Source organism: Cryobacterium sp. PH31-AA6 (genome assembly GCF_030063195.1).
Taxonomy (GTDB): domain Bacteria; phylum Actinomycetota; class Actinomycetes; order Actinomycetales; family Microbacteriaceae; genus Cryobacterium.
Window position 1 is genome coordinate 1 of sequence record NZ_JASISS010000005.1, and the last position, 13,172, is coordinate 13,172.

At 67.5% G+C, this 13,172-nt stretch carries 12 protein-coding genes; 8 read left to right on the top strand and 4 right to left on the bottom strand.

Features of this window, described 5'->3' with window-relative positions; genetic code table 11:
• Positions 1–186 precede the first annotated feature (186 nt).
• The 3 genes from QMG61_RS05595 to QMG61_RS05605 are packed head-to-tail and all read left to right on the top strand — an operon-like array spanning position 187 to position 3,022.
• Positions 187–1,158: a sugar ABC transporter substrate-binding protein gene (locus QMG61_RS05595; protein ID WP_283493354.1), complete on the top strand. Its 972-nt coding sequence runs from the start codon at positions 187–189 to the stop codon at positions 1,156–1,158.
• The gene (locus QMG61_RS05600; RefSeq protein WP_283493355.1) at positions 1,155–2,201 is read left to right on the top strand and encodes an ABC transporter permease; all 1,047 of its coding nucleotides are present in this window, start codon (positions 1,155–1,157) and stop codon (positions 2,199–2,201) included. The genes QMG61_RS05595 and QMG61_RS05600 overlap by 4 nt, the downstream gene beginning before the upstream one ends.
• Entirely contained in the window at positions 2,198–3,022 is an 825-nt protein-coding gene (locus QMG61_RS05605) for an ATP-binding cassette domain-containing protein (protein WP_283493356.1), read from the top strand. The genes QMG61_RS05600 and QMG61_RS05605 overlap by 4 nt, the downstream gene beginning before the upstream one ends.
• 23 nt (positions 3,023–3,045) lie before the next feature.
• Here the strand turns inward: QMG61_RS05605 and QMG61_RS05610 are convergent, their stop codons facing one another.
• Entirely contained in the window at positions 3,046–3,912 is an 867-nt protein-coding gene (locus QMG61_RS05610) for a PhzF family phenazine biosynthesis protein (RefSeq protein WP_283493357.1), read from the bottom strand.
• A 122-nt stretch (positions 3,913–4,034) separates the two neighbouring features.
• Here QMG61_RS05610 and QMG61_RS05615 point away from each other — a divergent pair, with 122 nt between their 5' ends.
• From QMG61_RS05615 to QMG61_RS05625, 3 genes are read left to right on the top strand one after another with little or no spacing between them, the layout of a single operon-like run.
• Positions 4,035–4,628, top strand: a complete 594-nt coding sequence (locus QMG61_RS05615) for a sulfite oxidase-like oxidoreductase (protein ID WP_283493358.1) — start codon at positions 4,035–4,037, stop codon at positions 4,626–4,628.
• A 14-nt stretch (positions 4,629–4,642) separates the two neighbouring features.
• Positions 4,643–5,362, top strand: a complete 720-nt coding sequence (locus tag QMG61_RS05620; protein WP_283493359.1) for a ferredoxin reductase — start codon at positions 4,643–4,645, stop codon at positions 5,360–5,362.
• Positions 5,359–5,658: a DUF6510 family protein gene (locus QMG61_RS05625; RefSeq protein ID WP_283493360.1), complete on the top strand. Its 300-nt coding sequence runs from the start codon at positions 5,359–5,361 to the stop codon at positions 5,656–5,658. Before QMG61_RS05620 ends, QMG61_RS05625 begins: the two co-directional genes overlap by 4 nt.
• Positions 5,659–5,749: 91 nt before the next feature.
• Here QMG61_RS05625 and QMG61_RS05630 read toward each other — a convergent pair whose 3' ends face one another.
• The 3 genes from QMG61_RS05630 to QMG61_RS05640 form a co-directional block, all read right to left on the bottom strand.
• Positions 5,750–8,248 (bottom strand): glycoside hydrolase family 65 protein, encoded by a 2,499-nt coding sequence (locus QMG61_RS05630; RefSeq protein WP_283493361.1) that lies wholly within the window; start codon positions 8,246–8,248, stop codon positions 5,750–5,752.
• Positions 8,245–9,054 (bottom strand): HAD family hydrolase, encoded by an 810-nt coding sequence (locus QMG61_RS05635; protein ID WP_283493362.1) that lies wholly within the window; start codon positions 9,052–9,054, stop codon positions 8,245–8,247. Before QMG61_RS05635 ends, QMG61_RS05630 begins: the two co-directional genes overlap by 4 nt.
• A gap of 414 nt (positions 9,055–9,468) precedes the next feature.
• Positions 9,469–10,335, bottom strand: coding sequence for an NAD-dependent epimerase/dehydratase family protein (locus tag QMG61_RS05640; protein ID WP_283493363.1), 867 nt, complete (start codon positions 10,333–10,335; stop codon positions 9,469–9,471).
• Between the two features lie 144 nt (positions 10,336–10,479).
• Between QMG61_RS05640 and hemG the strand changes: the two genes are divergently transcribed.
• Together hemG and QMG61_RS05650 are read left to right on the top strand one after the other, a co-directional pair.
• Positions 10,480–11,964, top strand: a complete 1,485-nt coding sequence (hemG, locus tag QMG61_RS05645) for a protoporphyrinogen oxidase (RefSeq protein ID WP_283493364.1) — start codon at positions 10,480–10,482, stop codon at positions 11,962–11,964.
• Positions 11,961–13,172 carry a TIGR04053 family radical SAM/SPASM domain-containing protein gene (locus QMG61_RS05650; RefSeq protein ID WP_283493365.1) on the top strand — a complete coding sequence of 404 codons (1,212 nt, stop codon included), beginning with the start codon at positions 11,961–11,963 and terminating at the stop codon, positions 13,170–13,172. The genes hemG and QMG61_RS05650 overlap by 4 nt, the downstream gene beginning before the upstream one ends.

Genomic DNA, 13,172 nt, shown 5'->3' on the forward strand with positions numbered 1-13,172 from the left:
ATACCCTTTCGTATGATCCGCCGGGAGTGGGTCACCTGCGGTGGCTCGACCACCTCGCGGGCAGCCGATTTGTTCGGCGAAGCACTGATCCCGATCGAGTTTGAGACAATAACTGTGGCCCTCAGGGCCGAGTGAATCCAGCAACCCTTCGAGTGCACTGAACTCGGGGCAGTCCCGAGGAACAAAATGAAGCACTCAACACGTTGGCTGGCGGCCCTGGTCGTCATCCCGATCGCACTCACCGGCTGCACCGCCAACGGCGTCAAGGACGCCGGCACGACCGGAGTTGCCTCCGGTGAGAAGGCGACCATCGCCGTCGTCACGCACGGCACAGCGGGCGATGCCTTCTGGGATGTCGTCAAGAGCGGAGCCGAGCAGGCGGGCAAGGATCTGGGAGCGACCATCACCTATCAGGGTGACGGCGACCCGGTCAAGCAAAGCCAACTCATCGACGCTGCGGTCGCCTCCAGGCCGGACGGCCTGATTGTGTCCATGGCGAACCCGGACGGCGTCAAGGGTGCCGTCGAGAAAGCCGTCGCTGCGGGAATTCCGGTCATCACCATCAACTCCGGCCTCGAGAAATCCGAGGAGTTCGGTGCGCAGACCCACATCGGGCAGAGCGAATTCATCGCGGGCCAGGCTGCAGGCGAGAAATTGGCCGCGGCCGGCGTGAAGAACGCGATCTGCGTGATCCACGAGGCCGGAAACTCCGGCCTGGAAGAGCGCTGTAAGGGCGCCGCAGACACGCTCGGGGGCACCATGAGCAATCTGCAGGTCGACGTGGCCAACCTCGCGGACACGCAAAACACCATCAAGAGCAAGCTCCTCGCTGATCCGTCCGTCGACGGTGTGCTCACGCTCAATTCGTCGATCGCTGTGGCCGCGAGCCAGGCTGTGACCGAGGCGAAGAGCAAGGCGACCCTGGCGACATTTGACGTCTCCGCAGACATCACAACGCTCATCGAGGATGGGAAGATTCTGTTCGCCGTGGATCAGCAGCCGTACTCCCAGGGGTACCTCCCGGTCGTGTTCCTTGTGCTGGAGAAGCGCAACGGCGACGTCGTCGGCGGCGGGCAGCCCGTCTACTCCGGCCCGGCCTTCGTGACCAAGGAGAACGCTGCGAAGGTCGCGAAGTTCGCGAAGAGCGGTACGCGATGACCCCAACAGCCACTGTGTCCCAGGGTGCGGACGAACGCATCCGAAAGGCCGGCCCGCTGATCACGATGCTGCGCCGACCCGAGGTCGGAGCGGCGGTTGCCGCCCTGGCGATCTTCCTCTTCTTCTCGCTCTCGACCCAGACCTTCCTGACTCCCGCGGGCGTCTCGACCTGGCTCTATTCGTCCTCCCTGTTCGGCGTCATGGCCGTCGCCGTTGCCCTGCTCATGATCGGTGGCGAGTTCGACCTCTCCGCGGGAGCCATGACCGGCACCACCGGACTCATAGTGGGAGTGATCACCACCGAGTGGGGCGTGAACATCTGGCTCGCAATGGTGATAGCCCTCGTGGTGGCGCTGGCCATCGGCGCCGGCAACGGCTACATCGTGATGAGGACGGGCCTGCCCAGCTTCATCGTGACGCTGGCGACCTTCTTCATTCTTCAGGGACTCAACCTCGCCGTGACAAAACAGATCACGGGCACCGTTGCGATTCAGGGCCTGAGCGCGGTTCCAGGCTTCGACGCCGTCAAGATCTTCTTCGGGTCGTCCTTTCCGTTCCTCGGGATGGACCTGAAGATCTCCGTGGTCTGGTGGGTCATTATTGTTGCCCTTGCCACCTGGGTCCTCCTCCGCACGAAGGCCGGGAACTGGATCTTCGCGGTTGGCGGGGCGGTAGCGAGTGCTCGCGAGATGGGTGTTCCGGTGCTGAAAACCAAGGTCGGCCTGTTCATGGTCACGGCCGGAGCCGGTTGGCTGGTGGGAATGCTGCAGCTCTTCGACGTATCCACCGTGCAGGCGACGACCGGCATCGGCCAGGAGTTCATTTACATCATCTGCGCGGTGGTCGGCGGATGCCTGCTCACGGGTGGTTACGGCTCCGCCTTCGGCGCGGCCCTCGGTGCGCTCATCTACGGAATGACCCTGCAGGGCATCGTCTTCGCCCAATGGGACAACAACTGGTTGAAGGCGTTCCTCGGCGGGATGCTCCTGCTCGCCGTTCTCGTCAACCTCTACGTTCGCAGGCAGGCAGGAGTCCGATCATGACCGAGAAGATCTCAGCCGGCGCCCCGCCCATCCTCGAAGTGCGAGACATCGGCAAGGCCTACGGTTCGATCATCGCGTTGCAGGGCGTCAGCGCGTCGGTCAGCGCCGGGGAGGTTCTCTGCGTTCTCGGCGACAACGGCGCAGGCAAGTCCACGTTCATCAAGATCCTCGCCGGAGCGCACCAGCACTCGGAGGGCACGCTTCTCGCCTTCGGTGAGGAGCGCAGATTCTCCAATCCACGCGAGGCACTGGACCTCGGAATCGCCACGGTCTATCAAGACCTGGCCGTGGTGCCGCTGATGCCGGTCTGGCGTAACTTCTTTCTCGGTTCTGAGTTGACTCGGGGGGTCGGGCCGTTTCGCAGGCTCGATGTCCAGGCGATGCGCACGATCACCAGGGACGAACTCGCCAAGATGGGGATCGATCTTCGGGACGTCGATCAACCCGTCGGCACGCTCTCCGGGGGAGAGCGGCAGTCGGTCGCCATCGCACGAGCAGTGCACTTCGGCGCCAAGGTCGTCATCCTCGACGAGCCGACCTCTGCGCTCGGCGTCAAACAGGCCGGTGTCGTACTCACCTACATCGCCCGCGCACGGGACCGCGGGCTTGGCGTGGTGTTCATCACCCACAACCCGCACCACGCCTATCCCGTCGGCGATCGCTTTCTGCTCCTGAACAGAGGTACGAGCCTGGGCGATTTCGCAAAGAGTGAAATCACGATCGAAGAGATGACCGGACTGATGGCGGGAGGCGCGGAACTCGAGGCGCTCGCCCACGAACTGGAGCGACCGACCGGCGCGTCCGGGGCCCCGGCGCCCTGACCGTTCCCCTCCGCCAGCCGCTCTCAGGCGATCGTCACCGCTGACCCGCTGACCACGATCCCCCCGGAGCGGGGGATCTCGACCGTGAGCAGGCTCGGCCGCCCCACATGCTCACCCTGGTGCACCACGACCGTCGCGGGCGCGGCAATCGAGCCGGTCGCGCGGAGGTAGCCGCCCAGCGAAGCCGCCGCCGATCCGGTCGCGGGGTCCTCGGTCAGGGTGCCCACCGGAAACAGGTTGCGCGCCGCGAAATCGGTCGGGGTGGTCGCGTGCAGCACGGAGACGGTTCCCTGCCAGCCCTGGGCATCCATCAGCGTGCGCATCGATGCCGGGTCGAAGGTGAACCCGTCGAACCGTGCCCGATCCCGCACGACCACGATCGGATGCCAATTGCCTGCGAAGGCAGAGCGCAACGGATACCGCGCGTCCAGGTCGCTGCGCATGAGCCCGAGCAGGGAGAGCAGTTCGTTCTCGATCTCGGGCTCGAGCGGCGCCAGCTCCGGCTCCACGCTCGTGAACGCGGCGACGATCCCGGCCGCTCCGGCCGTCGTCTCGATCACGACCGGGCCGACGGGGGTGTCGAACACGAAGGTGCCCACCCCCTCCCGCTCTGCGAGAGCGATCGCGGTGGCGATCGTCGCGTGTCCGCAGAACGGCACCTCCGCAACCGGGGAGAAGAAACGGATCCGGAGTCGGCGCGGGTCCCCTGTGACGTCGCGCTCGGTCACGAACGCGGTCTCGGCGTAACCGACCTCGGCGGCGATGCCCTGCATGGCCGAGCCGTCAAGCTCGCCGGCCGACAGGACGATTCCGGCCGGATTGCCTCCCTCCGGCGTGGCGGCGAACGCGGCATACCGCAGCACGGCTGGTGGTTCCTCGGTGGTAGTCACAACGATCCGTTCTCTGGGCTTTCGGCACGCTCTGGGACACCGTAGACCATGGGAAGGCGCGGCGGTAGGCTCCTACCACTTGGCCCTGTCGGCCCGGTGTCTGTGTTGCGGAGGAGAAGACCATGGGCATCATTTCGCCAGGATTTTTCGGTCGTAGACGAAGGGACGTGCCCGGACTGCCTCCTGGTCAGCACCTGACCGAGGATTTCCCCGTCCTGTCCGCGGGGCCCACTCCGAGAATTCGTGAGGACGAGTGGGAATTCACCATCAGGACCGAGGCCGGCGGGGCTCATCGGTGGAGCTGGGAGGAGTTCATCACGCTGCCGCAGGAAGACGTGACCGTCGACATCCACTGCGTCACCAGCTGGTCGAAGCTCGGCACCGGCTGGCGCGGGGTCTCCCTCGACACCTTGCTCGACTCGGTCGAGTCGACGGCCGAGTACAGCATGGCTCACAGCTACGGCGGCTACACGACGAATGTGCCGGTCGCGGATCTGCGCGATGGAAAGGCCTGGATCGTGCATCAATTCGACGGCTCGGCGCTGGCGGCCGAACACGGCGGGCCCGCCCGGCTCCTGATTCCCCACCTCTACTTCTGGAAGAGCGCCAAGTGGGTGCGCGGCCTCGAGTTGCTCCGTCACGATGCTCCGGGATTCTGGGAAAGCAACGGGTATCACCTGCACGGCGACCCCTGGCGCGAAGAGCGGTACTGGTGAGAAGCGGCTGGAACGTGGCAGACGTCCTGGAGGTGCGAGTCGAGACGCCGACTGCCCGGACGATCCGGTTGCGGTTGCCGGGACTCACCGGGCACCTCGCCGGACAACATATCGACGTGCGACTCACCGCGGAGGACGGGTACAGCGCGGTCCGCTCCTACTCGGTGGCGTCGGCCCTGCCAGGCGACGAACTGGAGATCACCGTGGAGGAACTGGCCGATGGGGAGGTGTCGCCCTATCTCGTCACAGGGCTCTCGCCCGGCGACCGGCTCGAGGTGCGAGGCCCGATCGGCGGCTGGTTCGTCTGGCGCCCGGAAGACCACTCTCCTGTGCAGCTCATTGCCGGGGGATCGGGCGTCGTGCCACTGATGGCGATGATCCGCGCCCACGAGGCATCCGCCAACCCGTCGGAGTTTCGGCTGCTCTACTCGGTGCGCGACCCGGAATCCGCCTTCTACCGCAGCGAACTCGAGTCGATGTCCCGATCGTCGCACCGATTCACGCTGACCTGGGTCTACACGCGCCGGGTGCCGCCGGGCTGGCCGACTCCCGCCGGGCGACTGGATGCCGCGACCCTCGAATCCGTCGTGTTTCCACCCGGGATCGCCCCGGCCGTGTATGTGTGCGGCGCCACCGGTTTCGTCGAGGCCATTGCGGACCGACTCGTTCAGGCCGGGCATTCGCCGGACCGGATCAGAGCCGAGCGCTACGGAGGAATGGACGGAAGTTCATGATCGAGTCACACGACGGGGCGTTGATGGCCGCGGGCAACGATGACTATCTCGACGGGAACGCCGCCGCGGGGCCCCTCTCCGAGCTGTTTGCCCTCGACGTGACCGTTGCCCGTGGGCAATGCGAGCACTGCGGTGCCGTCGCGGTGCTGGCGGGTGCGCGCTGGTATCCGAACTCACACGGTGTGATCCTGAGCTGCTCCATCTGCGATGGAGTGCTCCTGCGCCTTGTCGAGCGCGATGGCCGGCGTTGGCTCGACCTGCGCGGTCTCGGCTTCCTGGAGTTCGGCCCCGGCTAGGCGAGCGCGGTCCCTATGTCCCGGGCCGGTGGTGCTCCAGGCCCAAAAAAGGCCCCCACCGAAGTGGGGGCCTTCTCTCGTTACCGGCTGGTCAGTCCTGGGTCTCGAAGTCGAACTCGTGGGAGATCGTCGGGATCGAGGAGGTGATGACGGTGCCGTCCGCGCGGTGGCCGCCCTCGAATGCAGCCGCCGAGGGGGCGCCCGGGTCGCGGAGACCCTGGTGGGACAGCGGGACCGTCACGGGGTGGCCGGCCCGAAGGTCGAACTGCACGCCGCGCACGGCGAGCTTTGCGGTGTCGCCGTCTTCGATGGTGAGCACGATCTCCTCCTGCCTGAGGTCGAATCGCACCCGGGTGCCCTTGAGCGTGATCCGGAAGGTGAGTTCCTCCCAGTCGACGGGCAGGCGCGGGTCGAGGGTGATCCGCCCGTTGTGGTCGCGCAGGCCGCCGAAGCCGTAGACGAGCGCACTCCAGACGCCGCCGGCCGACGCAACGTGCACGCCGTCCGCAGCGTTGTGGTGGAGGTCGGCGAGGTCGACGAAGAGGCCGGAGGTGAAGTGCTTGAGCGCGAGCTCGTGGTAGCCGACCTCGGCCGCGATGATCGACTGGACGACGTCGGACAGGGTCGAGTCGCCGGTCGTGATCGGGTCGTAGTAGTCGAAGTCCGCGCGCTTCTGTTCGGCCGTGAATTGGTCGCCCTGCAGGAGGAGGGCGAGCACGACATCGGCCTGCTTGAGCACCTGGAAGCGGTAGATCACGAGGGGATGGTAGTGGAGCAGGAGCGGCCGGTGAGCGTCCGGCGTCGCCGAGAGGTCCCAGCGTTCCTTCTCCAGGAACTGGGCATCCTGCGGGTGGATGCCGAGCGTCTCGTCGAACGGGATGTGCATTGCCTCAGCGGCGAAGGCCCACTCCACGACCTCCGTCTGGTCGAGGCCGAGTCGCGCGACCATGGCGTCGTAGGACTCGATGTCGATGTAGCGCAGACGCCGCACGGCCGTCACGGCTGAGCGGAGGTTCGCCCTGGCCATGATGTTCGTGTACAGGTTGTCGTTGACGACGGTCGTGTACTCGTCGGGTCCGGTGACGCCGTGGATGTGGAACACGTCGTTGCCGTTTCCGCGCCAGAACCCGAGGTCAGCCCACATCCGGGCGGTCTCGACGAGGATGTCGATCGCCTCCCGGGAGAGGAAATCCTCGTCGCCGGTGGCGGAAACATACTGGCCGAGGGCATAGGAGACGTCGGCATCGATGTGATACTGCGCTGTTCCGGCGGCGTAATAGGCCGAGGACTCGAGGCCGTTGATCGTGCGCCACGGGAAGAGGGCACCGAGCTGGTTGAGCTCACGGGCGCGGACGCGCGCATGCTCGAGCATCGCGTGCCGGAAGCGCAGGGCGTTTCGGGCGGCGTTCGGGGACGTGTAGGTGAGGAACGGCAGCACATAGACCTCGGTGTCCCAGAAGTAGTGGCCGCCATAGCCGGAGCCGGAGACCCCCTTCGCGGACACTCCCTGGCCGTCGGCGCGCATCGAGGCCTGGGCGAGCTGGAACAGGTTCCATCGGGTGGCCTGCTGCAGCGAGGGCTGGCCGGCCAGCTGGACATCCGTGCGGGCCCAGAAGGCGCTGAGCCAGTCGCGCTGCGCGGTGAGGATGGACTCGAGGCCCTCGTCCCGAGCGCGGTCGAGCGTGCGGTCGCAGCGGTCGGCGAGCTCGTGAGTGGGCACGCCGACCGAGGTGTGGTAGCTCAGGGTCTTGGTCAGGCGGATGACGTTGCCCTGCGTGGCCTTGATCTTGTAGACGTGCTTCGCGACGTCGTCCCCGATCTGCGAGGACTCCTCGAACTCGTCGGCAGTGTCGATCGCGTGGTCTGCGCCGCAGGCGATGGTCATGCCCGAGTTGGTGCAGCGGAAACCGAGGAGGTAGCGGCCGTCCGAGGCTCGCTTGAACCGCGGCTGCAGCACCCGCTCGGTGAATGACTCGGCCTTGCGCGGGTCGAAGTCCTTGCCGTTGGTGGCCTTGGGCTGGTCGTACTCGCCGATGCCGTCCTGGCGGTTGAGAATCTGGCTGGAGATGACGATCGAGGCATCCGCATCGAGCAGGGTCACCTCGTACTGCAGCACGGCGAGGTGACGTTCGGTGAAGGAGACCATCCGGCGGGACCGGATCAGCACTCGCTTGCCCGATGGCGTCCGCCAGACGAGGGAGCGCGAGAGCACGCCGTCGGCGAAGTCCAGGCGGCGTTCGTAGCTGAGCAGGTCGGCGAGGGTCAGCACGAGGGGCTCGTCGTCGACGTAGATGCGAATGACCTTGGCATCGGGGGCGTTGACGATGGTCTGGCCGACGCGAGCGAAACCGTAGGCCTCCTCCGCGTGCCGGATCGGCCAGGTCTCGTGGAAGCCGTTGATGAAGGTGCCCTGCACGTGGCCGTCGCGACCCTCGTCGACGTTGCCGCGCAGACCGAGGTAGCCGTTGCCGACCGCGAACAGGGTCTCGGTGCGGCCCATGTCGTCGCCGGAGAACGCTGTCTCGACCAGCGCCCACTCATCGACGGGGAACCGGTTGCGGTCCAGGGGATCCGAGGGGTTCAGGTTCATGCGTTCGCCTCCGTGGTGGCTGAGGTGGTGTTCGGGATGGAATTAGCGGCTGCGTGCACGAGCTCGTCGAGGTCGGAGACCACGATGTCGGCGCCCGCGTCGAGCAGCGTCTGCCTGCCCACGCCCCGGTCGACGCCGAGCACGAGCCCGAAGTTGCCGGCGCGGCCGGCCTGGATGCCCGACTGGGCGTCTTCGACGACGACGCACTCGGCAGCGGTGAGCCCGAGCAACTCGGCGCCCAGCTCGTAGGTGGCGGGGGCCGGCTTGCCGGCCAGCCCGCGGGAGGCGGAGAGGAGGCCGTCGACGACGACCTCGAAGCGGTCGCGGATGCCGGCGGCGGCGAGAGTCATTTCGCCGTTGCGTGAGCTGGTGACGACGGCGACGAGGAGTCCGGTCTTCGTGGCGAGGTCGAGGAACTCCAGCGAGCCCGGGTACGGCGTCACGCCCTCCTCGGCCAGGGTCTCATTGAAGGCCTCGTTCTTGCGGTTGCCGAGGCCGCAGACAGTGTCCAGGTCGGGGGAGTCCGTCGGCAGGCCGTCGGGGAGGGTGATGCCGCGCGAGGCGAGCAGTGAGCGCACGCCGTCGTAGCGGGGCTTGCCGTCGATGTACTCGAAGTAGTCGTTGTCACTGTAGGCGGGAGAGACGCCCTGTTCCTCGAGGAATGGGGTGAAAAGCCGCGACCAGGCGTGCATGTGCACTTCGGCGGTCGGGGTGAGCACGCCGTCGAGGTCGAAGAGCACGCCGCGCAGGCTGTGCAGGCGGTCGAGTGCTTCGGCGTGGGAAAGGGGGTTCTGCGGAGATGTCATGTGTGGTGCCCTGCTCGGTCTCGGCCTGGATAAGGGGTTCAGCTTGTCGATTGACGGTGAATCAGGATGCGGGCCAAGGTGGGGGTTCTGCCACTGAGTTGTCGCTGGGAAGTGTCATCGCTGGGGAAAGAGCCTTTCCAGCCACCGGTGCTCGGCTGCAGGCGGAGCACCACGGAGTTGTGGCTTGAGTGCTGTGATCGGGAGGCGGCCGTGCGGTGGTGGGATCTCAGCCAACGGCGGCAAAGATTGCGATTGACGCGATGCGGACCAGGTCCGGGGAATGCATACGTCGTGATAACAGCAATAATTCTATGCCCAGGACGGCGCTTTTCCACCCGTGGGTTTGGTGTTGCCCGACCGCGGGGCAGACGGAAGTGCGGGGATCGGCCGTCGACAACGGCCGATCCGGTCCACTCAGTCGGTCGCCGGGGCCGCCACGACGTGGTCGCGCCAGCTGTGTTCCGGGGCGAAACCGAGCATCCGCCTGGCCTTGTCGATGCAGAGCAGGGTCTCGTTGGTGCCGACCTGCTTGCGGAACTCGACGCCGGGGAACACCTCGGCCGCGAGCTCGGTGTCGGGCCGGCTCATCACGGTGTCGGCGGCGGCGATGATGAACGCCTCGAAGCCGGGCTGCGCGTTCTCCAGGGCCCGCAGCACGGCCTGGGCGCCGTCGCGGCCGTCGATGTAGCCCCACAGGTTCCACTTGCGCAGGGTGGCGTCGTGGTCGAAGGCGGGGAATGCCGCATAGTCCTCCGGGTCCTTCACATTGGAGAAGCGCAGGGCGGTGATGCTCAGCGTCGGGTCCCAGCGGGTGAGCTGGATCGCCATCGTTTCTTCCAGGTGCTTGACCAGCGAGTAGGTGCTCTCCGGCCGCGCCGGGTATTCCTCGTCGACGGGCAGGTAGGGAGGGTCGAGGTCGAACGGCAACCCGAGCACCGTCTCACTCGACGCGTAGACCAGCCGGCGGATGCCGGCGCGCCTGGCCGCCTGGAACACGTTGTAGGTGGAGAGGATGTTGTTGTGGAAGGTGGCGACGTCAGGAACCAGTCCGGGGGCGGGGATGGCGCCGAGGTGCACAATCGCGTCGAACCCTGAGTGCCGGTCGTCGACTCCGAGCACGGCGTCGATGACCTGCCCGTAGTCGGTGAGGTCGATCAGCACGAGGCCGGGACTCTTCTCCCCGACACGGTCGAGGTTGAGCACCTCGTGCCCCTCCTCGATGAGCCTCCGAACGACCGTCTTGCCGAGTTTTCCGCTTCCGCCGGTGACCACAATTCTCATCAAACGCTCCTTAAGTCTTCTCAGCCATGCTACGAGCCTTCCGGGCGGCCGGGTTCCGTGCACAGAAGTGCACGCCGCCGGTTTCGACGGTCGCACCGGTCCTCCACCGCGGAATCCGTGGCAACGACCGCCGTAGGATCGAAGATGACAAGGATTGCCCCTGGCTGTCGGCTGCGCTGGCTCGCCCGGCAATTGGAGGAATATACAGTGCACTCGCGACAACGAATTGTCATTATCGGCGGCGGAATCAGCGGATTGACGAGTGCACACTATCTGCATCGCCGGCTCGCGGACGAGGTGCAGATCACCCTGGTCGAGGGCTCTCCGCGGCTCGGCGGGAAGATCGCGTCGGTGCCGTTCGGTGGCCACTCCGTGGACGTCGGACCTGATGCCCTCATGGTGCGTTCCCCCGCGGTCGCGACCCTGATCGAGGACCTCGGCCTCGGGGACCTCGTCGTCGCGCCCAACGCGAGCGGTGCGCGCATCTGGTCACGGGGGAAACTGCGCCGGCTGCCGGCCGGCACGCTGTTCGGAGTCCCCGACCGGCTGCTGCCCCTGCTGCGGAGCGGGCTGCTCTCACCCGCCGGAGTGGCCAGGGCCGCCCTCGACATCGTCCTGCCCCGCCGTCGGCGTCCGCAGCCCGCCGATCCGACCATCGCCGAGCTGGTGCGCCCGCGGATGGGCGCCGAGGTCTTCGACCGGCTGGTCGACCCGCTGCTCGGCGGAGTGCACGCCGGTCGCGCCGACGAACTCAGCGCCCTGAGCACCGCGCCGGACATGGCGAGCCTCGCCCGCGACAACCGCAGCCTCTACCTCGCCCTCGGCAAACGCCGCCGCTCAGCCCCGCCGCAAACCGCCGGTTCCCCACTGGTCACCCTGCGGGGCGGACTGGCCACCCTGATCGACGCCCTCGCCGCCCGGCTGGCCGGCGACGACATCCGCCTCGGCAGCCCGGCGTCACTGCTCACCCGGACCGCGAGCGGCTACACCGTTCTCCTCGCCGACGGCACGAGCATCGAGGCGGATGCCGTCGTGCTCGCCACCTCGGCGGCCGTGACGGTTGGCCTGCTGGGCGCCGAGTCGCCCGCACTGGCCGTCTCGTTGGCCGAAATCCCTTACGTCGACGTGGCCACCGTCTGCCTGGCCTACCCGAGCGCCGCGGTCCCGACCGACCTCGACGGCACCGGATTCCTGGTGCCGCCGATCGAGGGCCGGCTCGTCGTCGGCTGCACCTGGTCGAGCGCCAAGTGGCCGCACCTCGCCGATGACGACCTCGTGCTGATCCGCTGCATGGTCGGCCGACGCGGCGACGCCCGCTGGCTCGACCTCGATGACGACACCCTCGTCGGCCGGGTCCACGGCGAACTGGTCGAGGCCATGGGCCTGACCCAGGAGCCGATCGACCGGCACATCGAGCGCTGGCCCCAGGGGATGCCGCAATACGTTGTCGGGCATCAGGCCCGGCTTGACGCCGCGGCGACGGCCCTGCTCGCCCTCCCCGGCATCCACCTCACCGGGTCGTCCTACCGCGGGGTCGGACTGGCCAGTTGCATCGTCGACGCCGAACGCACCGCTGACGCGATTGCCGCCCTGACCGCTGACCGTTCCGTCACCGAGGTGGCGTCGTGAGCGTCGGAGACGTCCACGTCGGCGCCGAGGTGAACACGGTCGACCGCGCCGGCGTGCTGCCCAGCCTGCCGACCAAAAAGCGCGGCGCCGGCCCCGACTACGCGCTGCGGCCGATGCTCGTCTTCTGGGAGACCACCCGCGCCTGCGCGCTCGCGTGCCGGCACTGCCGCGCCAGCGCGACCATGCAGGCCCTGCCGGGCGAACTCACCACCGAGCAGGGCAAGAACCTGATCGACCAGGTCGCCGGGTTCGGCCGACCGTATCCGATCCTCGTGCTCACCGGCGGCGACTGCCTGATGCGCCCCGACCTTTTTGAGCTCGTCGAGTACGCCACCGGCCTCGGCCTGCCGACCGCGCTCTCGCCGTCGGTCACGCCCACCCTGACCAACGAGATGATCGCGAAGATCGCGGCCAGCGGGGTCAAGGCGGTTTCGATCAGCCTCGACGGTGCGATTGCCGCGACTCACGAGGGCGTGCGCGGCATTGACGGCCACTTCGAGGACACCGTGCGGGCCATCCGCGCGCTCTCCGCCGCCGGGCTCACCGTGCAGGTGAACACGACAGTGATGCGCGCCAACGTCGACGAACTGGCGGATGTCGCGGCCCTCATCGCCGATGCCGGTGCGTCGATCTGGGAGGTCTTCTTCCTCGTGCAGGTCGGCCGGGGCGTCTCCACCGAGGCCGTCTCGGCGCTCGAGCACGAGGAGATCTGTCACTTCCTCTTCGACGCGTCCCAGCACGGCTTCATCGTGCGCACGGTCGAGGCGCCGTTCTTTCGCCGGGTGGTTGCCCTCCGCCGGGCCGGAGAGCCGGCACCGGTCACGCCGCGCTACCTGGCGCTGACCGAACGCCTGGAAACCCTGATGGGTGCCCCGATCGGACTGCCCAGGGCGCAGACAGCCTCCACCCGGGACGGCAAGGGGATCGTCTTCGTGGCCTACGACGGCGAGGTCTACCCGGCCGGGTTCCTGCCGCTCGGCCTCGGGAATGTCGGCACAACGCCCCTCGCGGAGATCTACCGCGACAACCCCCTGCTCAAGCAGATCCGGGCGACCGAGTTCACCGGGCGCTGCGGCAGTTGCGACTACGCGGACCTCTGCGGCGGTTCACGGGCCAGGGCCTACGCCGACAGCGGGGACCCGCTCGGCGAGGACCCGGCCTGCCCCTACCAGCCGCCGGCGGCCGTGAGCCCCGGCGCCGGCGCCTGA